Annotated in this window: 31 protein-coding genes and 2 pseudogenes; 22 read left to right on the forward strand and 11 right to left on the reverse strand. The window is 63.1% G+C overall.

Annotation, left to right across the window (positions count from 1 at the left end):
- The first annotated feature begins 292 nt into the window (after window positions 1–292).
- From ACQPW1_RS08975 to ACQPW1_RS09005, 7 genes are all read left to right on the forward strand, one after another.
- Window positions 293–1,033, forward strand: coding sequence for an SGNH/GDSL hydrolase family protein (locus tag ACQPW1_RS08975; protein ID WP_433662266.1), 741 nt, complete (start codon window positions 293–295; stop codon window positions 1,031–1,033).
- Window positions 1,034–1,141: 108 nt separating this feature from the next.
- Window positions 1,142–2,617: a DHA2 family efflux MFS transporter permease subunit gene (locus tag ACQPW1_RS08980; RefSeq protein ID WP_433665188.1), complete on the forward strand. Its 1,476-nt coding sequence runs from the start codon at window positions 1,142–1,144 to the stop codon at window positions 2,615–2,617.
- A gap of 72 nt (window positions 2,618–2,689) precedes the next feature.
- Complete coding sequence (locus ACQPW1_RS08985) at window positions 2,690–2,947, forward strand: acyl carrier protein (protein WP_433662267.1); 258 nt, start codon at window positions 2,690–2,692, stop codon at window positions 2,945–2,947.
- An 8-nt stretch (window positions 2,948–2,955) separates the two neighbouring features.
- The gene (locus ACQPW1_RS08990) at window positions 2,956–4,518 is read left to right on the forward strand and encodes an AMP-binding protein (protein WP_433662268.1); all 1,563 of its coding nucleotides are present in this window, start codon (window positions 2,956–2,958) and stop codon (window positions 4,516–4,518) included.
- Window positions 4,519–4,536: 18 nt separating this feature from the next.
- Entirely contained in the window at window positions 4,537–5,703 is a 1,167-nt protein-coding gene (locus ACQPW1_RS08995) for an FAD-dependent oxidoreductase (RefSeq protein WP_433662269.1), read from the forward strand.
- A gap of 96 nt (window positions 5,704–5,799) precedes the next feature.
- Complete coding sequence (locus tag ACQPW1_RS09000; protein WP_433662270.1) at window positions 5,800–6,069, forward strand: Lrp/AsnC family transcriptional regulator; 270 nt, start codon at window positions 5,800–5,802, stop codon at window positions 6,067–6,069.
- 342 nt (window positions 6,070–6,411) lie between these two features.
- The gene (locus tag ACQPW1_RS09005; protein WP_433662271.1) at window positions 6,412–7,053 is read left to right on the forward strand and encodes a hypothetical protein; all 642 of its coding nucleotides are present in this window, start codon (window positions 6,412–6,414) and stop codon (window positions 7,051–7,053) included.
- Between the two features lie 85 nt (window positions 7,054–7,138).
- On the opposite strand, the gene arfB is transcribed toward ACQPW1_RS09005, so the two are convergent.
- Window positions 7,139–7,567: an alternative ribosome rescue aminoacyl-tRNA hydrolase ArfB gene (gene arfB / locus ACQPW1_RS09010; RefSeq protein WP_433662272.1), complete on the reverse strand. Its 429-nt coding sequence runs from the start codon at window positions 7,565–7,567 to the stop codon at window positions 7,139–7,141.
- A gap of 257 nt (window positions 7,568–7,824) precedes the next feature.
- On the opposite strand from arfB, the gene ACQPW1_RS09015 reads away from it, so the two are divergent.
- The 3 genes from ACQPW1_RS09015 to ACQPW1_RS09025 all read left to right on the forward strand — a co-directional run bounded on the left by ACQPW1_RS09015 (window position 7,825) and on the right by ACQPW1_RS09025 (window position 9,747).
- Window positions 7,825–8,208 (forward strand): HIT family protein, encoded by a 384-nt coding sequence (locus ACQPW1_RS09015; RefSeq protein WP_433662273.1) that lies wholly within the window; start codon window positions 7,825–7,827, stop codon window positions 8,206–8,208.
- A 256-nt stretch (window positions 8,209–8,464) separates the two neighbouring features.
- Window positions 8,465–9,064, forward strand: coding sequence for a nitrilase-related carbon-nitrogen hydrolase (locus ACQPW1_RS09020; protein WP_433662274.1), 600 nt, complete (start codon window positions 8,465–8,467; stop codon window positions 9,062–9,064).
- Window positions 9,065–9,429: 365 nt separating this feature from the next.
- Window positions 9,430–9,747, forward strand: coding sequence for a DUF222 domain-containing protein (locus ACQPW1_RS09025; RefSeq protein WP_433662275.1), 318 nt, complete (start codon window positions 9,430–9,432; stop codon window positions 9,745–9,747).
- Window positions 9,748–9,787: 40 nt separating this feature from the next.
- Here ACQPW1_RS09025 and ACQPW1_RS09030 read toward each other — a convergent pair whose 3' ends face one another.
- Together ACQPW1_RS09030 and ACQPW1_RS09035 are read right to left on the reverse strand one after the other, a co-directional pair.
- The gene (locus ACQPW1_RS09030) at window positions 9,788–10,078 is read right to left on the reverse strand and encodes a hypothetical protein (RefSeq protein WP_433662276.1); all 291 of its coding nucleotides are present in this window, start codon (window positions 10,076–10,078) and stop codon (window positions 9,788–9,790) included.
- A gap of 182 nt (window positions 10,079–10,260) precedes the next feature.
- On the reverse strand, window positions 10,261–10,773 hold the full coding sequence (locus ACQPW1_RS09035) for a DUF4267 domain-containing protein (protein WP_433662277.1): 513 nt from the start codon (window positions 10,771–10,773) through the stop codon (window positions 10,261–10,263).
- Here ACQPW1_RS09035 and ACQPW1_RS09040 point away from each other — a divergent pair.
- Entirely contained in the window at window positions 10,672–11,142 is a 471-nt protein-coding gene (locus tag ACQPW1_RS09040; RefSeq protein ID WP_433662278.1) for a MarR family transcriptional regulator, read from the forward strand. The genes ACQPW1_RS09035 and ACQPW1_RS09040 overlap by 102 nt on opposite strands.
- Entirely contained in the window at window positions 11,139–11,456 is a 318-nt protein-coding gene (locus tag ACQPW1_RS09045; RefSeq protein WP_433662279.1) for a hypothetical protein, read from the forward strand. Before ACQPW1_RS09040 ends, ACQPW1_RS09045 begins: the two co-directional genes overlap by 4 nt.
- 148 nt (window positions 11,457–11,604) lie before the next feature.
- On the opposite strand, the gene ACQPW1_RS09050 is transcribed toward ACQPW1_RS09045, so the two are convergent.
- The 3 genes from ACQPW1_RS09050 to ACQPW1_RS09060 form a co-directional block, all read right to left on the reverse strand.
- Window positions 11,605–11,835, reverse strand: a complete 231-nt coding sequence (locus ACQPW1_RS09050; protein ID WP_433662280.1) for a hemerythrin domain-containing protein — start codon at window positions 11,833–11,835, stop codon at window positions 11,605–11,607.
- A 5-nt stretch (window positions 11,836–11,840) separates the two neighbouring features.
- Window positions 11,841–12,080: a hypothetical protein gene (locus ACQPW1_RS09055; RefSeq protein ID WP_433662281.1), complete on the reverse strand. Its 240-nt coding sequence runs from the start codon at window positions 12,078–12,080 to the stop codon at window positions 11,841–11,843.
- Window positions 12,081–12,284: 204 nt separating this feature from the next.
- A complete protein-coding gene (locus ACQPW1_RS09060; RefSeq protein ID WP_433662282.1) occupies window positions 12,285–12,680 on the reverse strand; it encodes a nuclear transport factor 2 family protein in 396 nt (131 codons plus the stop codon).
- Between the two features lie 84 nt (window positions 12,681–12,764).
- Here ACQPW1_RS09060 and ACQPW1_RS09065 point away from each other — a divergent pair, with 84 nt between their 5' ends.
- The 3 genes from ACQPW1_RS09065 (at window position 12,765) to ACQPW1_RS09075 (ending at window position 14,175) form a co-directional block, all read left to right on the forward strand.
- Window positions 12,765–13,211 (forward strand): MarR family winged helix-turn-helix transcriptional regulator, encoded by a 447-nt coding sequence (locus ACQPW1_RS09065; protein WP_433662283.1) that lies wholly within the window; start codon window positions 12,765–12,767, stop codon window positions 13,209–13,211.
- 130 nt (window positions 13,212–13,341) lie between these two features.
- Window positions 13,342–13,698, forward strand: coding sequence for a hypothetical protein (locus tag ACQPW1_RS09070; protein WP_433662284.1), 357 nt, complete (start codon window positions 13,342–13,344; stop codon window positions 13,696–13,698).
- A gap of 78 nt (window positions 13,699–13,776) precedes the next feature.
- Window positions 13,777–14,175, forward strand: coding sequence for a DUF4870 domain-containing protein (locus ACQPW1_RS09075; RefSeq protein WP_433662285.1), 399 nt, complete (start codon window positions 13,777–13,779; stop codon window positions 14,173–14,175).
- Between the two features lie 186 nt (window positions 14,176–14,361).
- Here ACQPW1_RS09075 and ACQPW1_RS09080 read toward each other — a convergent pair whose 3' ends face one another.
- The gene (locus ACQPW1_RS09080; protein ID WP_433662286.1) at window positions 14,362–14,784 is read right to left on the reverse strand and encodes a VOC family protein; all 423 of its coding nucleotides are present in this window, start codon (window positions 14,782–14,784) and stop codon (window positions 14,362–14,364) included.
- Between the two features lie 155 nt (window positions 14,785–14,939).
- Between ACQPW1_RS09080 and ACQPW1_RS09085 the strand changes: the two are divergent.
- A pseudogene (locus ACQPW1_RS09085) lies at window positions 14,940–15,305 on the forward strand (methyltransferase); the annotation flags it as partial.
- A gap of 110 nt (window positions 15,306–15,415) precedes the next feature.
- On the opposite strand, the gene ACQPW1_RS09090 reads toward ACQPW1_RS09085, so the two are convergent.
- The 3 genes from ACQPW1_RS09090 to ACQPW1_RS09100 form a co-directional block, all read right to left on the reverse strand.
- The gene (locus ACQPW1_RS09090) at window positions 15,416–16,141 is read right to left on the reverse strand and encodes a DUF1877 family protein (RefSeq protein ID WP_433662287.1); all 726 of its coding nucleotides are present in this window, start codon (window positions 16,139–16,141) and stop codon (window positions 15,416–15,418) included.
- Window positions 16,142–16,266: 125 nt separating this feature from the next.
- On the reverse strand, window positions 16,267–16,872 hold the full coding sequence (locus ACQPW1_RS09095; RefSeq protein WP_433662288.1) for a dihydrofolate reductase family protein: 606 nt from the start codon (window positions 16,870–16,872) through the stop codon (window positions 16,267–16,269).
- A gap of 63 nt (window positions 16,873–16,935) precedes the next feature.
- The gene (locus tag ACQPW1_RS09100) at window positions 16,936–17,463 is read right to left on the reverse strand and encodes a DUF4241 domain-containing protein (RefSeq protein ID WP_433665189.1); all 528 of its coding nucleotides are present in this window, start codon (window positions 17,461–17,463) and stop codon (window positions 16,936–16,938) included.
- Window positions 17,464–18,370: 907 nt separating this feature from the next.
- Between ACQPW1_RS09100 and ACQPW1_RS09105 the strand changes: the two genes are divergently transcribed.
- On the forward strand, window positions 18,371–18,730 hold the full coding sequence (locus tag ACQPW1_RS09105; protein WP_433662289.1) for a hypothetical protein: 360 nt from the start codon (window positions 18,371–18,373) through the stop codon (window positions 18,728–18,730).
- Window positions 18,731–18,817: 87 nt separating this feature from the next.
- On the opposite strand, the gene ACQPW1_RS09110 is transcribed toward ACQPW1_RS09105, so the two are convergent.
- A complete protein-coding gene (locus ACQPW1_RS09110; RefSeq protein ID WP_433662290.1) occupies window positions 18,818–19,504 on the reverse strand; it encodes a TetR/AcrR family transcriptional regulator in 687 nt (228 codons plus the stop codon).
- Here ACQPW1_RS09110 and ACQPW1_RS09115 point away from each other — a divergent pair.
- From ACQPW1_RS09115 to ACQPW1_RS09135, 5 genes and pseudogenes are all read left to right on the forward strand, one after another.
- Complete coding sequence (locus ACQPW1_RS09115; protein ID WP_433662291.1) at window positions 19,490–20,587, forward strand: MBL fold metallo-hydrolase; 1,098 nt, start codon at window positions 19,490–19,492, stop codon at window positions 20,585–20,587. The two genes, ACQPW1_RS09110 and ACQPW1_RS09115, sit on opposite strands and share 15 nt — an antisense overlap.
- Window positions 20,584–21,666, forward strand: a complete 1,083-nt coding sequence (locus tag ACQPW1_RS09120; RefSeq protein WP_433662292.1) for a dipeptidase — start codon at window positions 20,584–20,586, stop codon at window positions 21,664–21,666. The genes ACQPW1_RS09115 and ACQPW1_RS09120 overlap by 4 nt, the downstream gene beginning before the upstream one ends.
- Window positions 21,667–21,671: 5 nt before the next feature.
- Window positions 21,672–21,761 (forward strand): annotated as a pseudogene (locus tag ACQPW1_RS09125) (RidA family protein); the annotation flags it as partial.
- Between the two features lie 149 nt (window positions 21,762–21,910).
- The gene (locus tag ACQPW1_RS09130; RefSeq protein ID WP_433662293.1) at window positions 21,911–22,609 is read left to right on the forward strand and encodes a TetR/AcrR family transcriptional regulator; all 699 of its coding nucleotides are present in this window, start codon (window positions 21,911–21,913) and stop codon (window positions 22,607–22,609) included.
- A gap of 433 nt (window positions 22,610–23,042) precedes the next feature.
- Window positions 23,043–23,495 carry a hypothetical protein gene (locus ACQPW1_RS09135; protein WP_433662294.1) on the forward strand — a complete coding sequence of 151 codons (453 nt, stop codon included), beginning with the start codon at window positions 23,043–23,045 and terminating at the stop codon, window positions 23,493–23,495.
- Window positions 23,496–23,622 lie beyond the last annotated feature (127 nt).

Genomic DNA, 23,622 nt, shown 5'->3' on the forward strand with positions numbered 1-23,622 from the left:
GTAGTTCTGCGATTCAAGTGGTACAAAATGACGACGGCTGGGGAGCATCGTGTCCGATGCAATATGTCTCGCAAGTGCGTCATTCTGGAACCTTCATTTTGTGGACGCGCACCACCCGATGACTTCAAGAGCTTGCTTGTCGTCGTCGTTGCGTCGAGAACCCTGCCGCGAACTGATTTCGCTGTGAGAACTCGAAGCCCATTGACTCGACGAGTATTCCGTCGTAGCCTGGTGGCGGGTTAGACCGGGGGGTCCGCGCCGTGACGGCATCGCTCCGGAGGATTACCAGCGATTGATCGCGGCGTTCGAGACGGGGGCCGTGATGAGTAATACGACTGATAAAACGGACGACGCCACACAGTACGACGAAGAGACCGATCCGTACTGTATCGATGATGCGTCGGCCCGCGACTTACTCCGCGGCGCACCGTGGCGTCGATTTGGCTTGATCGGCGATAGCATCGCTGAGGGTGTCGGCGATGCGAGCCCCGGGTATCGGTCGTTACATTGGCCGATTCGAGTACAGAATTCTCTCGACGCAGCTGTCGGTGGACTCGAGTATTTGAACCTCGCTCGTAGTTGGGCGACCAGCCGGCAAGTTCTCGATGATCAACTGGAGGCGGTCCTCGAATTCGATCCCGACCTGTTGTTCGTTGCGTGTGGCGGCAATGATCTCATGACGACCGAGCCGGACTACCAGGACATCGAATCGAATCTGAATCAGCTCTTCGCTGCTGGGGCATCCACCGGCGCACAGTTGATCACGATGACCTTCGCGGACGCGACCACCGACCCGAAGATGATTCGGTTCCGTCCACGTGTCGAACGACTCAATGAAATCGTTCGAACTGTTGCGAGTCGTTACAACGCCGCTCTCGTCGAATTCTGGTGGCATCCGGTCGGAAAGCGCCCCGGAATCCTCGGAGCCGACAAGATCCATATGACAACCAGCGGGCATGCGGTCATTGCCGCGGAGGTCGTCAAGGCACTGTCCGCCGTCCTTGTCGACCGCGACGCTGCCGGTCAGCAATGACCCGCTGGTAATGCGCCTATTTGGCCGCACCACCCGCACCACCCGCAGCCTCGACCTCGCCCGATTGAACACGCTCGGAGCCGATTGACCGACACGCGAAAGGCCGGAATGCAGTTAGACGCGAGATCGAATCCGTGGGTCACACTGTGGACCCTTTGCATCGGTTTCTTCATGATCATGCTGGATATGACGATCGTCGTGGTGGCGACGCCCGCGATCATGTCCGACTTGAGATCGGATATTTCCGACGTCATCTGGGTCACCAGTGCGTACCTGCTGACCTTCGCCGTTTCACTGCTGGTCACCGGACGATTAGGCGACCGGTTCGGGCCGAAGAACGTCTACATCAGCGGGCTTGTCTTGTTCACCGCCTCGTCTATCTGGTGTGGTCTCGCAACCAGTGTCGGCGTGCTCATTGCCGCGCGTGCCGTTCAAGGCCTCGGAGCGTCGCTCATAGCACCACAGACGATGGCGTTGATCACCCGCGTTTTCCCGCCGGACAAACGAGGTACGGCAATGGGCGTATGGGGTGCGGTCGCCGGCGTCGCGTCGCTGGTGGGACCGGTCGTCGGCGGTGTCTTCGTCGACGTGCTCGGCTGGCAATGGATCTTCTATATGAATGTCCCGCTGGGTCTGATCGGGCTCGTACTAGCGCTGCGTTTCATTCCGCGCTTGGAGACGCGATCTCACCGCTTCGACATACCTGGTGTGTTGTTGAGCTCAACCGGGATGTTCTTGCTGGTGTTCGGCCTCCAACAGGGCGACGCGAATCGTTGGTCACCAACGACATGGGTGATGGTTGCGACAGGCGTGATCGTGTTGGTGGGCTTCATCCTGTACCAGTCGAAGAGCAAGCGGGAGCCCCTGGTTCCGCTGTCGCTGTTCAGAGTCCGCAACTTCGCGCTGGCGAGTGTCGCGATCGGCGCGGTGAACGCTGCGATGACCGCCATGGTCCTGCCGATATTCTTCTACCTCGAAACGGTCCGCGAGATGTCCCCGACCCGTGCGGCCCTGACCTTCTCGCCGATGGCACTGTGTCAAGTGCTGCTTGCTCCCTCAGTTGGGCGGCTCGTCGACAAGGTGCATCCGCGCTACATCCCGATGTTCGGATTCATGCTCAACTTCATCGGCTTGGTCTGGCTCGCGACGATGCTGAAGGTTGACCAACCCATCTGGCAACTCATGATCCCGGTTGCGTTGATGGGCCTGGCAATGTGCTGCATCTGGGCGCCTCTCGGCGCGACCGCCACCCACGATCTGCCGATGGATTTGATTGGCGCGGGAGCCGGACTCTACAACACCATCCGTCAGGTTGGCGCCGTGCTCGGCAGCGCCGCGATCGGCGCGCTCATAGCCGCACGTATGACCGCCAACGGCATTGCGTCGCCTGCCACCCACGACCAGGCTCGTCACCTGCCGTCGAGTCTGCTGCACCCGTTCAGCTCAGCTCTCGCCCAGTCGCTTGTCATCCCTATCGTCGTGCTCCTCATCGGACTTGTCGCATCGATCATGCTGACGGCCCACAAAAAACCCGCTCAGGCAACAACCGATATGTCAAATTCCGAGCGTACGTCGGTGGCCTGACGGCGTCTCGGATATCCGACCTACGGCAAGGGATTGCGTGAGGTAGATATATCTGATTGGAAGGATTCTAGTATGTGTTCGTTGAATGATCCAGATACGGCAAGCAGAGTGCTCAGTATATTTTCTGCGGTCCTGGATATAGATTATGAACGTATATGCGAGAGCGCGGATATCTACGATGATCTAGCCGCGAGCTCGCTTGACAAGATAGAGATACTATCTCGGATCGAGAAAGAGTTCGAAATCAAGCTCGATTTCGATCAGTCGGCATCGATAATGAGCCTCGGCGATGCGACTCGCATTGTGAACTCTTTTTCTCGGAACCGATAGGAATATCGATGGTCGAGACGGTAGATCTTATCGAATCCTTGGTCGGTAAGCATGTGGCTGAGGACGGCGCGGACAGAATTGCGTACATTGACTCTGATATGGGAGAGGTAACGTATCGGCAGCTCTACTGTGCAGCCGGTGCGTTCGCCGCCCGGCTGGCAGAGCAGGGTGTCGTTTCGGGGTCGCGGTGTATCGTAGTAGCCGACGATTCGGCGGCAGCCGTCGCTGCGATTGTTGGATTGTGGTGGCGTGGTTGTATCCCAGTGCCGGTCAGTCCACAATTGACTGAGAAGGAAATTATCTTCATTGTCGAGGACAGCGGCGCGGTATTTGCATATCTGGACGTCCTTTCAGCAAGGCGGGTAGGTCTCGCGAGACTACTGTCGGAGATCGAACAATGCGACAGCACACTTGTTCGAGAAGACCTCGCGAAGGCACCTGCTGTGCTGCGAGTGGATCGAGTGCCGACTCGGGCGCGGTGGGCATCGAGTCAGGAGGCATTGCTGCAATACACATCGGGCAGCACAGGTACTGCGAAGGGAGTTCGACATTCAGCCGCGGCAATGATGGATGTCTCGGCCGGGTTCGGGCGGATTCTGGCTCTTGGTCCGGCGGACACTCTTCTGTCGACGGCTAAGCTGTCATTCGGGTATGGCTTTGGAAACTCCGTGCTGCTGCCATTGGCGGCAGGTGCGTGCACGGTGCTTCTCCGTGGTGGTATCGATGCCTATGTCGTAACGCGCGCCATCCGTGTCCACAGACCTACAGTGCTTTGTTCGGTGCCACGGATCTACGCATCTTTGCCCGGTACGTTCGGTGCTGGAGAGATCACTGATCACTGTCTGCGCCTAGCCGTAACGGCCGGGGAACACTGTCCCGCGGAATTGGTTGAATCCACTAGGCGTCTACTCGGAGTCCCTCTGATCAACGGCCTCGGCGCGACCGAGGCGTTGCACATCGTAGTAGCCACGTCCGATCATTCAGAGCCCGGGACAACGGGCTTCGCCGTACCCGGAACGGTCGCCACTGTGCGTGGTGATGATGGGAAGGTGCTTGCGGAAGACACCGTGGGCAGGTTGCACATCGCCGGGCCTACTGTCGCTGCGGGATATCTGAATCGGCCAGAAGCTGAGCGGCGAACGTTCGCAGATGGAGGCGTCTACACCGGAGACATCGCGCGGGTATCCAGTGCGGGCTCGGTCGGATATGTGGCTCGGGCGGACGACATGATGAATCTTGGTGGCCACAAGGTGGCACCCGGCGAAATCGAGAGTGCCATACAAGGCGTCGCCGGCGTTGCCGACTGTGCCGTAGTTGGCGGCCTTAACGCAGACGGACTCGATGAGGCAATAGCCTATGTTGTGTCCGACGGTGAGAGTCCCGCTGCAGTGCGCCACGCTGTGCTGGCTGCCATGCGTGCTGACCTTGCACCGTTCAAGCGCCCCGGCAGGGTCGAGATGGTCGAGTCACTGCCGACCACTTCAACGGGGAAGCTCGCTCGGTATCGACTCCGGACGATGGGGCACATTGATTCCGAGCGCTTTGATGTCGTCCGGCACCCCACTACCTGAAGCGCGAATGGGAATTGCATGTATGACGTTATTGTGGTAGGCGGCCGCTGCGCTGGTAGTCCGACCGCAATGCTGTTCGCACGTGCTGGGTTCCGGACGCTACTCGTCGACCGCGTGCGATTTCCGCGAGATACCGTATCGACGCTGTATATTCATCAGCCGGGAACTGCACTCCTTAATAGATGGGGATTGTTGGATTCCGTGCGTGCGACCGGGTGTCCGCCGATAGACCATGCGATACACCAGGTTGGGGACGTCCGCTTCAGCGGGTGTGCCTGGCCGGTTGATGGAATCCGCGAGGCTTTGGCGCCGCGTCGATATCTGCTCGACGAAATTCTCTGGAACGCAGCCGGTGCTGCTGGGGCGGAATGCGAAGATGCTGTGCCGGTTACGGATATTGTGATCGACGAAGGACGAGTGGTCGGCGTTCGGTTGGCCGGCCGCATCGAGCGTGCTCGACTCGTAGTAGGTGCAGATGGTATGCGGTCCACTGTGGCTGCTGCCGTCGGAGCAGGATACCTTTCCCGCCATCCCAAGATGACCTGTGTCTACTATACTTATTTCGAGGGAGTTGACGCGGGATTCGAAGTATATAATACGAGTGGTCGGTGGGTTGGATCCGTACCGACGAATGACGGTCTGACTCTGGTTGCCAGCTACTTCCCGCAATCTGAATTTGCCGCCATCCGCACCAATTCGCGTCAAGCGTTACTCGACTCTGTTGCAGCAACGGCGCCGCAGCTCTACCAGCGCCTTCGAGATGGCCGTTCTGTCGATCGCATTTTCGGTTCAGGTGACCAACGCAACTATCTACGTGCCGCTGCTGGACAGGGTTGGGCCCTTGTGGGAGATGCGGGTCATCACAAGGATTCGATCACCGGGAAAGGGATAACGGATGCCTTTCGACAAGCCGACCTACTGGTCGATTGCGTACGTGAGCACTTCGATGACAGGCTGAGAATGCAAGCTGCGCTGCGCCGATATGAATCCGCGAGGAACGAATTAGTAATGGATGGATACCGCGATACATTGACGGCGGCCAGATTACGTCCGGAGCGTCGAACCCGGCTGATGCAAGCCATGGCTGACGATCCGGCTCTGACGGAGCGTTTCTTTGCCACGCTGGCTGGGGCGAGCCCGTCGAGCGAGTTGGTCGACAGAGAATTCATTGCACGCCATGTGTGACCAGGTATCCTTTTCTTCAGGTCATGATTTCAGGTATGTGTTCGAGAACGAGCCATTTGGGGGAACGGATTGGCCAGATCTGTCAACGCTATCGTTTTGGTCCACGTCGATCTCGGGTGGGTCGTTGAAACTGCGGAGGTGATCGCAGGCATCGAGAGCGTAGTCGAAATATATTCTTGCGCTGGGAATGTCGACTTAATTGCCATCATTCGAGTACCGAGCGTGGATCAAATTGAGGAAATAGTAGCGAACGGAATCGCCAGGCTCCCCGGTGTTTCCCGAACAATTACGTACCTGGTATACAAGTGCCACTTACGCACCGATATTTCTGCAGGTTTCTCGTTGGGTATCGCCGCGGACACGTAGATCCGTACGTTCGGGCCGCCTACTGGAAGGCAGGGCGGGCGGACTTCGACGAAGACCACGAGGACGCCGCCGATCAGTGAGTCGCCCGGTGTCCCTGGTGGTTTCATTTCCGCCCGCGCCACCGTTTCCATCACGGCGCGCGCCCGAAGGCTGGCGGACTCATTCGTCCACCCGGCGGGCCGCAACATACCCGTGCCCGTGCCCGTGCCCGTGCCCGTGCCCGTGGTCAGCAGGTCTCGAAGGGTGTCGGCGGCGGGCCGATCATGGCTCAGGAGGCGAGATCTTAGGATGACGCGGGGGCCCGGGAAAGTGGGCGCCGTCGAGATCGATGAGGAGCCGGTTGTGTCGGACACGTTTGTCATTGCTGCGCGAATTCCCATGGGGCGGAAGGCATTCGAGCAGTGGCTGGAGACACCGGCGCCGGGGGCGGAGGTCATCGAGAATCACGGAGCGATGTATGACGGGTGGTTCTGGGACGGGAAGGCGCCGGATTGGCGGCAGGCAGGGGAGGGGACAACACCTCGGGAGTATTTTGCCGACTGTTTCGGGGAGGACGCCGGTGGGCTGACGTACGTACTGAGGTATCGGGCGGGGGCGCTCGAGGCGTATCTGATGCACTTCGGGTTCTGTGAGTCGAACATCTATACCGCGCTGGTGATGCTTGCCGCGGCAGGGCGGTTGAGCTCCGAGGCGGCGCCGAGCACGGTGTTGTTCTGGGCCGAGACCAGCGGGTCGATGTTCGCGGCCGATTCGGACGGATGGCTGGCGACCCTGTCGGTGGGTGTCGACGGGGCGCGGTTCGCCGCCGATATCGATCTCACGGCGACGATCGCGGAGTTACGGACGGCCGAGGCGAGCTACTTCGATTTGCTTGTCCGGTTGTCCGAGGTGGAGGAATCGGTTGGCGCCGAAGGGGAGTCGAGTTTCGCCGCGATCGCCCGCGATCCACGGTATGTAGATGCTGCGGTCCTCGCCGAGAGCTGAGCGGGGCAGACGGGTACCGGGGAGCACGGCCCGTTCGCCAATGGTTGTGCCGCCGATACTTCGGACCGGTGGCGCTGCCCGTCGGCTAGTCGTCGGGGGAGGCGCGGCGGTTGCGTTTGGTGATGCCGCGCCGCTTCTTCTCGGCGATGCGGCGTTCCTTTGCCCCGCGTGAGGGCTTGGTGGCGCGGCGCACGGGTGGCGGGGCGGCAGCGGCGTCACGCAGTAACGCGGCGAGGCGTTCGCGGGCGGCCGCGCGGTTCTGCAGCTGTGCGCGTTGCTCCGACGCGGCGATCGTGAGCACCCCGTTGACCAGGCGGGTGGCCAGGCGGTCGAGCATCCGGGTGCGCAGCCACTCCGGCACCGAGGGCGAGTTGGCGAGGTCGAACGACAGCTCTACCCGGCTGTCGGTGGTGTTGACGTGCTGCCCGCCCGGACCGGACGACCGGGAGAACCGCTCGCGCAACTCCGACGCGGGAATCACCAGCGCCCGAGTCACGGTCAGGTCCTCAGCCATGATCCGACGCCGCTCTTTCTGATCCGCGAGTTGACTAGGCCACGTCGGTCCAGTCTCGATTGACCTTGTCGTTCACGATAGTGACGACCTTATCGACGGGTAAGAGGCAGGCCGTCCGCAATGCCGCTCGGCGCGCGTTCGAGAACGTCTGCGACTGCGCTTGGGCACTCGCTATCCGAGCAGCGGTATCGTCCACCCGCATGTGGGGGTGCATGATCTGCGACAAACACAATGGAACCGGACCGCTGGTAAGCCCGGTGATCCATGCCGATGACCTCATGATGGTGACGCACCGGCCTGCCCAAGGCGAGTGGGCCCGGCCGGGGTATCTGTTCGTCGAGCCGCGCCGTCACGTCGCGACGCTCGATCTGCTCGATGACGCCGAGACCGTAGGGTTCGCCCGCGCTGTCCGCTCGTCGATCAGCGCCCTGCGGCGGGTCCTCGAACCCGCCCATGTCTTCACCTTCGTCGCGGGCCTGAGCGCGGCCGGTGTTCACCTCCACCAGCACATCTTCACTCGACCGTCCGGTACCGCGCGAGATGTGCCGTGGCATGACGCCGATTCTTCGGCCGCGCCTCGAATCCCTGCTTCCGAACTCGATGCGCTGTGTGCCGAGTTGGCGGCAGCGTTACCGGGCTGAGGCGATCTGGATGTCGTTGGACGATTGTGCAGATATCTTGGTCGACACGGCTTTCCGACGCACGCAATTCCGAATTGAGGATGTTCGTCGCCCTTCCCGTCGGGACTGTTAAGTTGGCCGCGAGTCTGATGAAGGTGATTAGACGCCGCTCCGGATTCCGATTCTGCGGAGACGGCCGACGAGAATTCCTACGCCCGGCGCCGCCGCGGGCCCGGCTGTTGCGGTAGACGGCCCTACCGGACCTCGCAGCGGCTGCTTGGACGCGTTCTACCCGGTGGCACACACGCCGATCGGGCGGATCGGGACCATCGTCTGCATGGACGGCAGCTTCCCCGAAACCGCCCGCGGGCTTGCCATGAACGGCGCCGAAATCATTTACCGGCCAAGCTATCCCGAGCCCTCGGTCGGCAGCGGACTATGGGAAGTACAGAACCGGGCACGGGCATTGGACAACAACTGCTACGTCATCGCCCCCAACCTGGCGAGCTACCACATCACACCGAACAGCCCGGCACCGATCGACTGCTTCGGCGGACAAACCATGATCATCGACTACCACGGCCAGATTCTCTGCGAGCATACCTACGGCGGCAGCGCCTCCTACGCGGCCGCGACCATCGACATTCAGACATTGCGCGACTTCCGTGTCCGATCCGTCGGGACCAACTGGCTCAAAGAACTTCGCACCGAGCAATACCAGCTGATCTACGACCAGCCCATCTACCCCAAGAACCTGCGACTGACACAGGCCCCTCCCGGCCACGCCGCACACGAACAACTCCGGCGAGGTCTGATCGAAGAACTCGTCGAACGCGGCACCTGGGCCCCGCCACCACGCGACCCCGAAACACCCTGACCCACCGCCCACAGTTCGAACGCACGGCAATGCCGCGACCCGCGCGTTCGGAACGTCCGCATCTGTCGATGACCGGGCCCCCGCCGGTCGGTCGAAGATCAACGGGCAGAGCTCATCTCGGGTACGCCTTCGTGAGTTGGTCCGTCAGAAGGTGGCACGCGCGTTCCGGCCTGGATAGAGCCAGTTCGGCGTCCGCAAAGCAACAAGACCGATCTCCGTTCGAACGCACCCGCATAGCCGAATCGAGTGTGTCGCGACGGCGGGCAGCGGTCCGGCAACCACGGACCGACTGTGACGCCGACTCGGACATACCCAGCAAGCTCAACCATCGAACATATGTTCTATTCTGCGGTAGGCTGGTTCGGGTGAACATACATTCGACCGCGCTGGCGCCGGATGCTCGAACATCAGGATGGCCGGAACTGGCCGATGCCGACTTGCTGCGTACCCTCGTCGAAACCGAACGCCGCCGGCGGCGACTGGATGCTGCCATGCGCGCGGCCGTCGCTGAAGCCGAGCGCCGTGGCCTCGCCGCAGACACCGGATATCGGGACACCGTGGAGCTATTGATTGATCTGCTGCGGATCAGCGCTCACGAAGCACGCCGGCGAATCGAATACGCGGCTCCGCAGGCCCGCGCGCGTTCCAGAAAGGTGTGGAGAGTGCTGGCGACCGCGAGCTGAGGCCGAGACCCGGTAGCTCGTCGGGCGGGCAGCACGCCTGCTATTGGGGCCACTCCTCGCAACGACTGTCCGCATGTCCGGCGGAGTCGTGCTCGTCATTGTGCCAGTTGCCTTTTCGATCGCAGTTCCACTTGTTGCTGGTGGGATCGCTGGGATCCGTCTGGCCAGGATGCTTGCGCCCCCACCACTCGGAGTCGCCGTTCTTCGTCGGGGACTGTAGGTGCGTGACGGTCACAACGGCCGCCGTGGCCGCAGGCGTGGCAATCATGGCCGGAGCGACGAGCAGAGCACCGATGGCAGCCAAGACGCTGCCGGAAAACCCAAGCCTCACGGTGAGATCCTCTCGCGTGAATTCGGGAGCACCGGATACCGCGTGCGGGGCTCAGGGTACCGAGCAAACCTGATTCAGCCGTTCCGACAGGCTGACGCAAGAGAGGACCGCGTGTTGTAGACGGCGAAGAACCAGTGGTAGGCGCGGGTGTTCGACAGGGTGAGTTGATGTTCGAGCAGACCTCAGACGGCCTGCGCGGCGAGCGCTGGGGCAGCCTTTGGTGCCTTGCTGGTCTCACCGAGGATCAGCAGGCCCGTGATCGCGATCAGCGCCGAGGTCAGACCGTGGACGCCGAACGCGGTGGCCGTGGAGCCGTGGTGGGACAGGACGTTGACCATGTCGCCGAGCGGGGCCGCGGCCGTCATCAGCAGGACCCAGCCCAGGGCGCGGCGCTGGCCGGTTACCAGCAGGATGCCCGTGCTCAGGCCCATCGCGAGTTCGCGGCAGCCTTTCACGATGAGGAAGCCGCCGCCGTCGCCGGCGGGCCAGCTCGGCAGGCCGAAGCCCGGGGCCGACGTAGCGGGCGTGAGGTCATGACGAACCGGCCGCTGGACTCGCGTGGGGTATTCCTGTTGTCGCAGATCGGTCATCACGTGGCGTACCGGTTCACCGAGCAGCTGGCGCGATTGGATCTGGATCCGGCCCACTTTGCGGTCCTGGGCAACCTGGCCGCCGCGGATGGCCGCAGCCAGCAAGAACTCGCGGATCTACTGCGGGTTCACCGCAACGCGATGGTCGGACTGGTCGACGAGTTGGAAGAGCGCCCTGGTGACCCGGCGCCCGCATCCGGACGACCGTCGCGCACACGCGGTCCACCTCACCGAGCACGCACGCGAAGTGCTCGGGGCGATCCAATCCGAGGCCGACGCACTGGAATCGGAAATCCTCGCGCCCCTCGACGAGACCGAGCGAACCCTGCTCCTCCCGCTCCTTCATCGCATCGCCGCACACGCGGACCTCCCCGCCGGAATCCACCCCGGTCTGCAACGACGGCGCCGCGCCCGCCGAGAGGCACCATGAGCTCCAGAGGCTGTTCGCTCAGGTCGGTAACGTCTGTCCGGTGACCGACGCTACCGACCTGATGCGGATGTATCTGGTCGATCCGGACCAGCCTTTCCCGCCGGTCGAGCTCGCGGATCCGTCCGGACTGGTCGCGCTCGGCGGGGATCTGTCGCCAGAGCGGCTGTTGGCGGCCTATTCCGCGGGCATCTTTCCCTGGTACAACCCCGGCGAAACGATCCACTGGTACTGCCCGGACCCGCGGAGCATTCTGGTGCCGACCGACCTGCACACCCGGGCCGCCGCCCGCCCCGCCCGCTCCGGCCCCTGGCAGTTCGAAATCCCAGTCCCCAACTCTCCCGACCACTTACCGGTGTGAATCGTCCTCGCCCATAAACCGCGCGGCCCAGATATGTTGGTAGACAAGGCTTCCCGAAGCACGCATTTGCCGAGTGTCGGATGATCGATCCATCGCAGGGTTTGCGCGGAGACGGCTCCGCGCAGACTGTCGACAGGGTCGGGGGCTGCTATCGGAGTGTGGTTGTGCCGAACAGTTCGGCGCTGGTTCGCTCGGTCGGCGACAGTTCATCGAGTGCCTCCGCGATGCGGCGTTCCTCCCATTGGAAGTGGGATTCGAGAATTGCGGTCAGGCCTGCGATTTCACCTTTGATGCGGTCGAGGTTGCCGGAGTCGAGGTCGGCGAGGAGCGTGCGCAGGCGCTGCAGGATGTCGGCGACGAGCTGATGGTCTTCGCGCAACTCCTTCAGGATCGGTGCGAGCTCTGGAAAGCGTTGTGCCAGAGTGGAAAGGCGGTGTCGTCCTCGCTGGTGTGGTGGTCGGTCAGGGCAGTGCAGAAGGCGAGGCAATGGGCTCGCAGATCCGTGGGGTGGGTGCCCGGGTAGTGGTCGAGTTCGTCGGTGACACGGCGCAATTCGTCGCGTAGCCAGTTGTGGACGTCGATCAGTTCGCGGCTCAGCGCCCGCGCGCGCCCGTCTGAAGGCATGAGAATTCCAGATCTAGCAGCTTCCCGGTATGGACGTCAACCAGGTCGCCGTGGATAAGTTGTAGGCCCCGCGACTCTCGCCCATGCCGCGTACCGGTCGTATGAGTGAGCCGTAACCGTTGGCCGCCAGCCGGTCTCATGAACATCCGCCATTGCCGCGAGGCGCGTCGCCGCACCATGACCGTCCGTACCATTGGCGAGCGGTCAGCGGGCACTGCCCAGGTGTTGATCCCCTTCTCCTCCGGTGACCATGCGGGTTGTTTCGATGATCTGCTGGAAGCGGCCGTCGGGGGTCAACTCGGCGAAAACCAGTACCTCGAAGGCGATTTCGCTGCCGTCGACCTTGCTGGCGTGGACGGTGTGCCGGTCGGCGTAGCGATTGCCGACGATCAGTTCGTCGTGCACCTCGACGTGTCCGCCGACGAGAACGTCGCGCAGGTGGGTGATGTGCGCGGCGAATTCGGTGCGGTCGCTCCACACGCCGTCGGTGCGTTGGCGATAGCCGTCGGCGAAGTGACGCGTGACAGCGGAGTCGACGTCGAGCTGCCGGTCGAACAGCAGGTCGTTGAGCGCGGCGGCAATGCTGGTGGTACCGGACATGAGATCTCTCCAATCATATGCGTGCATCGTGCACGCATATGAGGCTACAACATATGCGTGCTCGATGCACGCTATTCTGGAAACATGTCACACCAGGGACTCGGTGCCCACGTCGCCGACGCCATCGCGGAGCTGCTGCGCAGGCGGACGAGGGAGGCGATCTACGCCGAACTCACCGAAGGACTGGACCCGGCAGTGGACACGGCAACCTATCCGGTACTCAGCGCCCTGGGCCGCTTCGGCCCACGCAGTGCGGCCGCGCTGGCTGCCGAGATCGGGCTGGACCGGTCGGTGACCAGCCGCCACGCTACCCGGCTCGAGCAGGCCGGGCTGGTGCGACGCTCACCGGATCCGGACGACGCCAGAGCCACTCTGCTCAGCTTGACCGAACCCGGGCAGCGAGCGGTCGATGTGATGCGCGGCCGGCTCGCCCGCCGCTTCGACCAGCATCTCGCCGCGTGGCCCGCGTCCGAAGCAGAGGCGTTCGCCGCGGCACTGACCAGGTTCGTCCGTGAGGAACCATTCGGCTGAGCCGGTCAGCCGCGGCTTCGACGCCCGGGCATGGCGTCTCGCTATCCCGTGGCGCGGTGACAGAGGCACTTGATCGTCCGACGGTCTGCCGGATACCGCGATGCCGTCATCTGTCCGACGAGCTGGGTCGGTGGCCGAATCTCCTGATCTGGTGCCGTGTTCCGAGCGGCGCACTTACGATTTCATTGTGGGGGCGGCAACTCAGCAAGTATTGACGTTGGTCGGTGTTCTTGTCGGCGCCTCTGCGACGTTCACCGCAACGGCGCTGACCGAACGCGCCAAGTGGCAGCTCGAAAACGTGGCACTGGGACGTGAGACGAGCCACCAGGAGTATCGACAGTGCTATGAATCGGTGAGCTACTGCCGGAACGACTTCTATGCCTGCGCACGCGCCGACCGGGGTATTCGCAGCGGAGACCTTCGACCGGGCGATAACCTTTGGCTACCGCCAGACGTCTCCGACCTTCCAGCGTCGAGCCCTCCCTGATCTACGTTCATGGCGCTACGTGCGGGTTCGTGCCGAAACCTGGGATCGGTAGGTGACGCTCGTGGATCTACTTACCCCATGACATCTTCTCAATCTCCCACGAACCAACCGCAGTCCGCCGGCTTGGACAAGAAGACCAGTGCGATCCTGTCGTACGCGCTGGGGTGGCTCACCGGAATCATCTTCCTATTCGTGGGAAAGAACGATCCCGACGTGAAATTCCATGCCTCGCAATCGATCGTCTTCTTCGGAGCGGTCTCGGTGGTCAATATCGTCCTGAGCATCGTCGGCTCACTCCTCGGAGCCCTGGGGATCATCTTCAGCCTCGCCGGACTCGCAGTCTCGGTCTTCACCGTCGTCGTCTGGATCATGGCCATGGTCCGGGCGAACAACACCGGCGGTGTCCGGGCGGAGCTTCCCATTGTCGGAAAGTTCACTGCCCCATATGCCGATCGGTTGGCCAACTCGGTCAAGTAGCGGCGTATTCGACCATCAACGGCCCGAGGCTATCTCGGGCCGTTGGCGTCGCGCGGAATGTCCGGAACTGCCGATTACTACGCGCTTTTACCCTTCGCTCCGCCGCCCCGGGGACAAGCATGTGGATGTTGCCCGACCCGGTGCGGCTCGGCGTTCAAGTCGTCGGCGTTCAACGTCACTACTCGGTCAGTGCTGCTGGGCCGCGATGTTGAACATCCAGCTGATTCCGAACTGGTCCACGAGCGAGCCCGCCTCGTCGCCCCACACCTGCTCTTCGAGGGGCAGCGTGATGGTGCCGCCGACCGAAAGCTTCTCGAAGTAGCCGCGGAGTTCGTCGTCGTCACCACCGACGAAGACCGCAACGTTGTTGCCTGGCCGATACGGCGGTTGGCCGGGCCGGTCGTCGGGGAAGTCCCATCCCATCACCGTGTAGCCGGTCGGCGTGTCGAGCCGGGCGTGCATGACCTTGTCAGCATTGGGCGCTTCGGGTGCGCCGAAGTCCGCGACCGTTGCGACCGCCAACTCGCCGCCGAAGACCTCCCGATAGAACTCCAGCGCTTGCCGCGCGTTGCCGTTGAACACGATGCACGGATTGACTCCAGAACTCACGTGACGCTCCTTCGTGACGTGACCGATCGGGCCGCCCGACGGTCGCCAAGCCAGCCTTTCAGGTAATCACGACACCTCCTGTCGTGATTACCGGTAGAACCCTGGCGGCATGTGCACCGATCGATCGGTCCTCTCGTACTGCTGCCGTGGGTGGCATGCACCTGCATTATCGGGCGGTCGCCGAACTCGCACACACCTTGCGCACCGGGGAGCCGGCCGCGCGAAAGTATTTCGGCACACCGTATTTCGACTACGTCGCCACCAACCCAGAGCTTGCGGAGCCGTTCGGGCGGGCGATGACGGTTTTCGCCAACACGCTGCGGGCCGGCATGTTCGATGGCTACCAGCTGCCGGTCGGCGATTCGATCGTCGACCTTGGCGGTGGCGACGGCGCCGTGCTCGTGGAGCTGCTTCGCCAGAATGGTCACCTCGATCGGCGAGGCGTCGTCTTCGACCTACCGAGCGTCGTCGGCGCCGCACACGCCACACTCGCCGCCACTCGAATGGCTGAGCGCCTCGAGGTGGTCGCCGGAAAACTTCTTCGAAGGCGTATCGCACGCGGACATCTACCTGCTGAGCTGGATTCTCCACGATTGGAACGACGACGACGCCGCGAAAATCCTGAACAGTTTCAGTCGAACTGCACCAGTACGCATTCGTCCAGGTCGGCGGCAGTCCGATACAGGGCCGCATACTGGTCCAGCAGATCGAGTAAGTAATCGCGATCTCGCGGGCCTTTGTAGACGCCCGACGCTTCCATCGCTTCAGTGTCGAGCGGCCGTGCGGCGATTTCCCGATTGCTCTCTACGAACGCCGCTACCGCCCGCGCAGTATCCGGTCTGACGAACTGGAGCGGAATCCCTTGTGTCGCAGTCGCACCGGAAGCGAAGGGCTCCGCCCCGAACACGGCGATCTCGGCGAGTCCGTTGGGATTCCTTCCCTCTTGATTCCGGCGGTTGGGCGCAAGCAGCCAGTACACGGCGTCCCAGGCCCGCGTGCTGAAGGTCCGCCCGAGAATGCCGGGGCGCTCCCTGACGATCCGACGAGCGACCGGGGCCAGCTCGAGCCAGATCGGGTCATCCCGGTAGCGCGAGTTCGCGACATCGTCGATGGCCAAGCTGCCGAAGAACTGGATAGCGTCCTCGGCGGCCTCGCGATCCTGCATAGCGCGCTTCAGCAGCGGTTCGTAAGGCATTGCCTGGTACCGAGCGTCGATGGCCATCCCGAGATCGTAGTTTCGACGGTCTCGGATCTGCGGCAACCCGAAGTCCAAATTCGCGCTGTACTCGGCATGCGTGCGTTGAGAAGTGCTGTCAGCCAACCGGTTTGGACGAATGGCCAACGCGCGGGTCGGCATTACCTGGCGTTGGGTGCTTGGCTCATGAGTTCAGCTCGCTTCGGTCCAGCCACCGCCGATACCACTGTGCAAAGCCGAGCCGGATGCCAGGCCTGGTGGCGGTCCAGAACGGCGGACGGGCGACGTCACGCAGGGGCGCCGAGCGGCGGGTGCTCGAGCACCCGGGGCTTGTACTCGACCAGCTGGATGCGGCCGTCGAAGGTGCGGTGCTCGATCATCTCGAGGGCAACATCCGGATAGCCGTCGTAGATACGTTCTGTGCCCGTGGCACCGGTGATCACCGGGAACATCACGACCCGGAATCGGTCGACGAGGCCGGCTCGTAGCAGGGACCGGCACAGGCTCAGGCTGCCGATCGTGCTGAGGAGCCCCGAACCACTCGACTTCATGGCGCGGACCGCCTCGACGGCGTCGTCACGGACGAGCGTGGAGTTGGCCCACGTCAGTGGCTCCGCGAGTGAGGAGGAGAACACCACCTTGGACGCTTGCGTGAGCTCGTCGACGGACGCCTCTTCTTCGGGCCTGAACTCGTCTTGGCCATCCGGGACCTCGCCGGCGGCGAAGCCCGACATCAGGCGGTAGGTGTTCGCTCCCATCAGGTATGTGACCTCGGGTTGCTCGCCGAGCCACGCGAGGTACTCCGGGCCCTCGAGGCCCCAGAACCCGGGCCATCCCTCTCCCGATGCGTAGCCGTCGAGGGAGGTGATGAAGTCGACGAGAAGCTCCGGCATGGCGGTGTCCTTTCCTAGGGTGTCACGAGCTTTGACCGGCCTGGAGCCACAAACTCATCGGCCCTAGTCACTCCGCCGTAGGGGAGGGTAGAGCTGGAAGTCGATCACGAGGCAGCTCACCTGCCCGCCTTCGGTGCGGCCGATCCAGACAGGAAAGGTTCCGCCGTCGGGGGAGCCGGCGCGGAAACCGATGAGGTTCGGCTCGGACGCCACGTTGGCCAGTTCCACCGTGAAGCAGCTGTCGAAGGGCATGACCAGCTCGTCGTTGAACTCGTCTTCGTCCACAGTCCGAGTCATATCGAGGAAGGCCGCGATGCCGGTATCCACACCGACTCCGTAGAACTTGCCGTCGTCGAGGTGTCTCTGGTCCTCGTCGGGCCGCAGACTCATTTCCCACTCGATCGGTGGGGTGTCCAGGAGGGACACCCGGGCCGCGGCGACACTCGGCGGGTGCATGGTGTCGGCGAACCGCATCAGCGACACCGTGACCGGATACTCGCCCGCTGGCACAAATGGTCGCCGAGACCTTCTCGGGCCATCCAGGGTCCATGGCAACCAGTCGCCCGGACGGGACTCGCAGCAGCCCCGCATCGATGAGCTCGACAACAGCCGGACCGTGCGGGGTGTCACGTCCGCCCGGGGTGAACATCTGCTCGATTCCGTTGGCGCGCAGCGGCCCCGGGAGCTCGTCCGACGGCGTCTCGTTCAGGGTCACCGCTGCGGCGGGTTCGTGGCCATACTGGGCGAGGAACCGCACGAAAACCTGCCAGTCTCCGAATTGCGGTGCGGAGCAGAGGAAGTCCTCGACGGGAGCTGAAAACAGCTGCACTGTGCTATTTTCCGGTTCAACCGGCGACTGACCACTACTTTGCGCCGCACGCCGAAGGTACAGGGCTTTATCCGACCCGTCGAACTCGGATCTGATCTCGACCAGTCCGTCCGCCGAGACCGTCGTGGTCTCATAGACATCCCATTCACGGGAGAAGTACTGCCGCTCACCGGAAAACCGCCAGTGTATTTTCTGGTAAACGCGCAACATCTCCTCGCCGTGACTCTCGAGGCAGATCAGCTGCGTGCGAAAGGACCTGTCGTTGAACAGATTCACCTTCCACCACTGTTTCCCCTCGTGCTGGTAGTACTCGAGCATCGCCAGCGGCTGCCCCTGCGCAGCCAGCAACACCGCGTACCCGTACCCGGCGGCATGTCGGCGCGCAGCTAACGCACGCGATATCGGTTGCGAATGAGCCGACCCAAGCGTTAAGCCCCACGTCTCACCATAAGACACATCAAGACTGTCGAAATTCACGAACTCACCGTCTCTACACACGACAACACCCCCACCGTACTGTCGTGTGGCCAGAACATGGCCCCACGGACGGAGTGCGTTGAGTCGATAGCGCATCTCGGGGCCGAGCTTTAGCGTTGGGGAGGTGGAAAGACTCGTCCATGACTGACGGACCGGACAGGACTGGGTGATCCTGGGCCGCGGAAGGGCCTGGTGGAGCGTTCGGCACCTTTTCTGCCCGCAGGCAGTCAGATCCGGCAGGTGTTCATTTGTCAGACGGCGCCGAACTTCGCCTTCTTCCTGATCATGTATCTCACTGGCCTCACGATATTTTGGATCGAGTACCGCTGCGTGGCGGTCACCCAGGACGCCATCTACGTGCTGGAAAGCAGCAAATCGTCCGGCGGCGCCGAGCCGCGGCATTTGCTGGGTATCGTGCCACGTCAGACCCGACTCGGTCCGGTCTCCGGCCGATGGGGGCGGCTGACCATTCTGGGCGAGCGTCATTGGGTCCACAAACGCTTTCACGACCAAATCGCTGCCGCCGACCAGGAGGGTGGCTTCCGCCGATGAAGCACCAGGCCCACGTACCCGAACGAGGCGGAGTCCTGCTCGAGCTGGCCAGTGCGAATGCGTCAGCGGTCGATAAGTGATGGGTCGTTACTTTCCTGGGCGCGGTTGAGCGGCAGCTAGTTGCGCGGCTTCCTCGAGTCTGCCGGCTTCGACGAGTTCGCCGAGGAACAGTGCGCGGATCGCGCGGTGTAGTCCGACGCGGTCGACCTGCTGTGTTTCGTGGGTCAGCGCATGCATCGCGAAGCCATCGACAAGCGCGGCGTAGGACTCCGCCGCTCCTTCGGGATCGCTGGCCCCGGCCGCGGTGAGCGCGGTGGTCGCGACCTGCCGCAGCGCGGCCAACGCGGCGGCCACCATGGCGCGTTGATCTGGTCGCCGGCCCGCATGCAGAAAGGCCTCGAAGATTGCCATGCTCTGAGTTCGGTTCGCCGCCGCCGAGTTGGCGACGAGCGACGCCAACTCGGGTAAATCGAGCGGCTGCCCCGACAACACGTCGCTGAGCGAGCTCATCACCTTCACCCGCTCGGCGGTGAAGACCCGGAGTGCTTCGGCCGCAAGGTCATCGATCGACTCGAAAAAGTAGCTGATCGTGGCCAGCGGAACGCCTGCTTGTTCGGTCACCGTACGGTGCGTGACGCCTGCCATGCCCCGGTCGGCCACCACTTCGACCGTCGCGGCCAGCAGCGCGTCACGCCGAGCGGTGCCCGACGCTCGATGCTTGCGAGCCTTCGGAGCCGTCGCCTGGTTCGGATCGGATGGGTGGTTAGCCGCCATATCACCGATCCTAGCTGCACCGATCCAGGAAGTCTGGAATATCTTCTAGACTTTGTCCCGCGCGTCGGGCATGCTGAGGTCAGCGCCGCACAGCCGCCCTACACACGACGCAAATCAACCGCCTCGCCAAAGTCGAATACCTATCTCGGAGCGCGCGGCCAGCGGCTTGCCACGAAATACCCGCATGCGCGTAATGCGCCGACTCGAGGAGTATTGTTGCGGATTCATCACCTAAATTGCGGGACACTGCGACCCCCTTCGCCACGGCTGGTGAACGGGACCGGTTCGCTCTTCGGGCGCGGAAAATGCGTGTGTCATTGCCTTTTGATCGAAACCGATGCGCATCTCGTACTGGTCGACACCGGCATCGGTAACAACGACATCGCGAACCCTGCCAAGACCCTGGGTGCCGAATTCGTCTGGGGCGTACACCCTGATTTGGATCCCGACGAGACCGCAATCCGGCAGATCCAGCGACTCGGCTATACCGCCGGAGACGTCAGGCACATCGTGGTGACGCACCTCGATATCGACCATACCGGTGGCCTGCCGGACTTTCCGCACGCCACGGTGCACGTCAACACAGACGAACTTGCCGCTGCCCGTGGGCCTCTCACCTTCATGGAGCGTCGACGCTACGCGGGTGCGTCCTGGGCACACGGGCCGAAGTGGGCCGAACATCGCGCCGAGGGCGACCAATGGTTCGGATTCCGTTCCGTCCGTGATCTGCCCGGCCTACCCGCCGAAATCCTGCTCGTCCCGCTCGATGGTCACACCCGTGGCCATACCGGAATCGCGATAGACACCGGTGCCACCTCCGGCCCGCGCTGGCTGCTGCATGCCGGTGATTCCTACGATCACCACAACCAACTCGCCGCAGACCCGAGCTGCCCGCTCGGATTAGCAGCGTTCCAGTATGCGCTGCAATCGAATCGATCCAATCGACTGCACAATGTCGAACGCCTACGCGAATTGGCCACCACCGGTACGGTCGATATTTTCTGCGCTCATGACCCGGCCGACTTCGACCGTTTCTCGCCGCTGCTGCCAGCCAAGGGAATCGAATCGGTGGCGCTGCGATGAACGAACTCCGTGTCGAGTCGGCTGGGCGCGGCGACCGGCCACCGGTTATCGACTTGCACGCGCACAGTCCGAGCATCATCCCCGGTTGGCTTCGCGCCGTGGGCAAGACGACGGTGTCCATGCCGGGCGACCCGCTAGCCACGCTTCGGGCGGAGGACATCAGCCTGACCGTGGTCACCGCCGTCGGCGATCCGGTCGGGACCCGTTGGCGTCGCGGCTCCGCTTGGTCGGGGGTCGTCGACCAGTTGTCGGCAGCGCGCGCCGAGGCGATCTCGGCAGGCCTCACGGTGGTCACCGACGCCGCGGCGATCACCAACTCCAGCGGCCCCGCGGTCATGCTCGGAGTCGAGGGCGCCGATGTCGTCGGGGCCGATCCGCAACGGCTGATCGACCTGCATCGGCTGGGCGTTCGAGTGCTCGGGCTCGTGCACTACGCGGACAACGGACTCGGCACCATCGGCATGTCCGCGCTCGGCGGCCGAGGCAGCCGGGCGGTCCGGTCGGGCCGCAGACCGGCGGGCCTGAGTTCGCTCGGCAAAGAGGTTGTCGCGGAGATGAATCGGCTGCACATGCTGATCGATCTCGCGCACGCCGATATCGCCACCACCATGGCGGCCTGCGAGCACAGCTCGGCACCGGTGCTCAGTTCACACACCGGCGTGACCGGTGCGCAGGACTTTCCGAGGTTCATCAGCGATGCCGAGGTCGAGGCGATCGCCGCGACCGGCGGCGTGATCGGCCTTTCGCCCTCACGCATCGGCACGCACGCCATGCAGGATCTCGACGACTTCGCCAGGCACGCAGCACATGTGGCGCAACTGGTGGGCGCCGAACACCTGTGCCTCGGCTCCGACATGAACGGTGTCATCGGCTACCTCGACGGACTCAAGGGGCCCAGGGACTTCCCGAATTTGGCCGCGGCGCTCTCGCACATCGGGTTCGACGCCGCCGAGGTCCGCGGCATCCTCGGCGACAATGCGCTCCGCGTGCTGAAAACGGCGCTGTTACAAAATGATCGACTCCCCGCACCGACCAGCTCGGGAACCGAACCCGATCACTTCGAGCGTTCGAGGAGGTAATCGCACCGCCGTACCCGGCGCGCACCACCTTGTTCGGCGGACTGCCACCAGGCCTGCTCGTCGAGATCGACGCCCTCGCGATCCTCCAGTCATGAAGCCTCTCGACCAGCATGCGTGCCGCAACGCACAAGAGCCGGACCCGGGCAGCGTCCTCGATGCCAGGCAGCCGCCCCGCTTACCAAGCCAGGCGGGGGTGTCGAAACATGATATCGTTGATACTTTCTTTCTGTTATCGTCGATATGGATGAGTGATGTGACAGCGAACACTACCCGTGAGCGCATCCTGGTCGCGGCCGCCGATCTCCTGGCCGACGGCGGCGCCGAGGCGGTCTCCACACGCGCGGTCGCCGCCGCCGCCAATGTGCAGGCGCCCACGTTGTATCGGCTGTTCGGTGATAAGCAGGGGCTGCTTGACGCGGTCACCGCGCACGGATTCGAGCAATACCTGGCACGGAAGAAGAGCCTCGGGCCCACCGGCGATCCAGTGGAAGACCTCAGGCGTGGATGGGACGGCCACGTCGAGTTCGGCCTGACTCATCCCGCCTTCTATGTGCTGATGTACGGCGTCCCTCAGCCCGAACGCCGACCTGCCACCGCCGCCGAGACCGACCGCCTGCTGCGCGCGGTGCTCGAACGCATCGCCGTCGCAGGCAGATTGCGGATGCCCGCGGAAGCCGCCGCGGGCCTCATCCACGCCGCCAATACTGGAGTCACCCTGTCGCTGATCGCCACACCCAGCGCCGACCGCGATCCCGAACTCTCCGCGCGCACGCGTGAGATCGTCCTCGCCGCCGTCACCGCCGACGCCGAGCCAACGGGAAACGCCTCGTTGGCCACCCGCGCTCTGAGTCTCGAGGCAACGCTCACCGACCAAGCCCACCCGTTGAGCACCGCCGAAACCGCCCTCTTGCATGAATGGCTGCTACGCATCGCCCATCGGTAGGCCCTGGTGACATATCCGAGGCTCGGGTATCTGACCGCTGCGCAGAGCCGGATCGGTGATGACGCCACCGGATAAACCAGGACGGATCGAGATGTCCGCCTAGCCGTCGAAGAGTTGCCATACTGCCTCAGGCATCGGTGTCGCGTCGGCAGCCCTTGCCGGTTTTCCGCCCGGTGACGGCATGTGAACTGCATCTCTTTGTTCTAACCAATTGGTCTTCGGCGCCGATATGCGAGTTAGCTGTTTGATCGCTGACTGGTCTGGTGTACTGAGATCGGCGCGGGATATCGGCCCGACATCCGTCGAGTGTGCGGGGTAAGTCACTCGGCGATCGGGGTCGAAGTGAGAGGGCAGATGACCACGAGAACGATTGTTCATCGCCCACCGGTCCGGCCAGAGCGATCGTCCCTGTTCACCGAGATAAGGAGACGTAATGAAACGAGTCACGAAGACATGTGCAGGATTGCTCTCTGTCGCCGCCACGCTGCCGATCGTGTTTGCCGCGACAGCTCAAGCGGCGCCCGCCGGCTCCATGTACTTCAGCTACGGAGGGGCGAACTGCGCGATCATGCCGGATGGCTCGATCGGATGTGACCTGCCGAATATTCGGTTGGTCGGTCTCAATATCGTCGGTGATGTCTCGATTCCGGTTCCAGCTCAACAAATTGTCGCCGATCCTCGAACTCGCCCGAGCTACGACTTCAGCAACCCTTACACCCAGCCGGGTGGCAACCCCGACTTTTATCAAGTCGCCAACGATCGCGGCACGTTCGGCGCGCGGATCTCGTACGCGGGAGCATTTTGTGAGGAGAGTTTCCGCGGCACCTTCATGTGCGTTTCCAGGACCGGCGAGGAGAACAATCGTCAAGGCGTCTTCGGCCTCTGACACGCTGGCGGGATACCCATGACTGATAGTTCCGGCGAGCCGCGGCTCGCCGGAACTATCAGTTACTCCGGCGAATCCCGAGATTCTGCAGTGCACATAGACGCACCGTCACCGAATCCAGTTCGCT

The sequence above is a fragment of the Nocardia sp. CA-128927 genome (assembly GCF_050955855.1).
GTDB lineage: Bacteria > Actinomycetota > Actinomycetes > Mycobacteriales > Mycobacteriaceae > Nocardia.

Bases quoted from the DNA above. Each gene is read 5' to 3' on its own strand.
- ACQPW1_RS08985 (WP_433662267.1), top strand. From the start codon at position 2,690: ATGTGTTCGTTGAATGATCCAGATACGGCAAGCAGAGTGCTCAGTATA.
- arfB (WP_433662272.1), bottom strand. From the start codon at position 7,567: ATGGCTGAGGACCTGACCGTGACTCGGGCGCTGGTGATTCCCGCGTCG.
- ACQPW1_RS09135 (WP_433662294.1), top strand. From the start codon at position 23,043: ATGAAACGAGTCACGAAGACATGTGCAGGATTGCTCTCTGTCGCCGCC.
- ACQPW1_RS09120 (WP_433662292.1), top strand. From the start codon at position 20,584: ATGAACGAACTCCGTGTCGAGTCGGCTGGGCGCGGCGACCGGCCACCG.
- ACQPW1_RS09130 (WP_433662293.1), top strand. From the start codon at position 21,911: ATGAGTGATGTGACAGCGAACACTACCCGTGAGCGCATCCTGGTCGCG.
- ACQPW1_RS09075 (WP_433662285.1), top strand. From the start codon at position 13,777: ATGACATCTTCTCAATCTCCCACGAACCAACCGCAGTCCGCCGGCTTG.
- ACQPW1_RS09055 (WP_433662281.1), bottom strand. From the start codon at position 12,080: ATGCCTTCAGACGGGCGCGCGCGGGCGCTGAGCCGCGAACTGATCGAC.
- ACQPW1_RS09060 (WP_433662282.1), bottom strand. From the start codon at position 12,680: ATGTCCGGTACCACCAGCATTGCCGCCGCGCTCAACGACCTGCTGTTC.
- ACQPW1_RS08995 (WP_433662269.1), top strand. From the start codon at position 4,537: ATGTATGACGTTATTGTGGTAGGCGGCCGCTGCGCTGGTAGTCCGACC.
- ACQPW1_RS09095 (WP_433662288.1), bottom strand. From the start codon at position 16,872: ATGCCGGAGCTTCTCGTCGACTTCATCACCTCCCTCGACGGCTACGCA.
- ACQPW1_RS09065 (WP_433662283.1), top strand. From the start codon at position 12,765: ATGTCACACCAGGGACTCGGTGCCCACGTCGCCGACGCCATCGCGGAG.
- ACQPW1_RS08990 (WP_433662268.1), top strand. From the start codon at position 2,956: ATGGTCGAGACGGTAGATCTTATCGAATCCTTGGTCGGTAAGCATGTG.
- ACQPW1_RS09100 (WP_433665189.1), bottom strand. From the start codon at position 17,463: ATGCGGGGCTGCTGCGAGTCCCGTCCGGGCGACTGGTTGCCATGGACC.
- ACQPW1_RS09090 (WP_433662287.1), bottom strand. From the start codon at position 16,141: ATGCCGACCCGCGCGTTGGCCATTCGTCCAAACCGGTTGGCTGACAGC.
- ACQPW1_RS09110 (WP_433662290.1), bottom strand. From the start codon at position 19,504: ATGGCGGCTAACCACCCATCCGATCCGAACCAGGCGACGGCTCCGAAG.
- ACQPW1_RS08980 (WP_433665188.1), top strand. From the start codon at position 1,142: ATGCAGTTAGACGCGAGATCGAATCCGTGGGTCACACTGTGGACCCTT.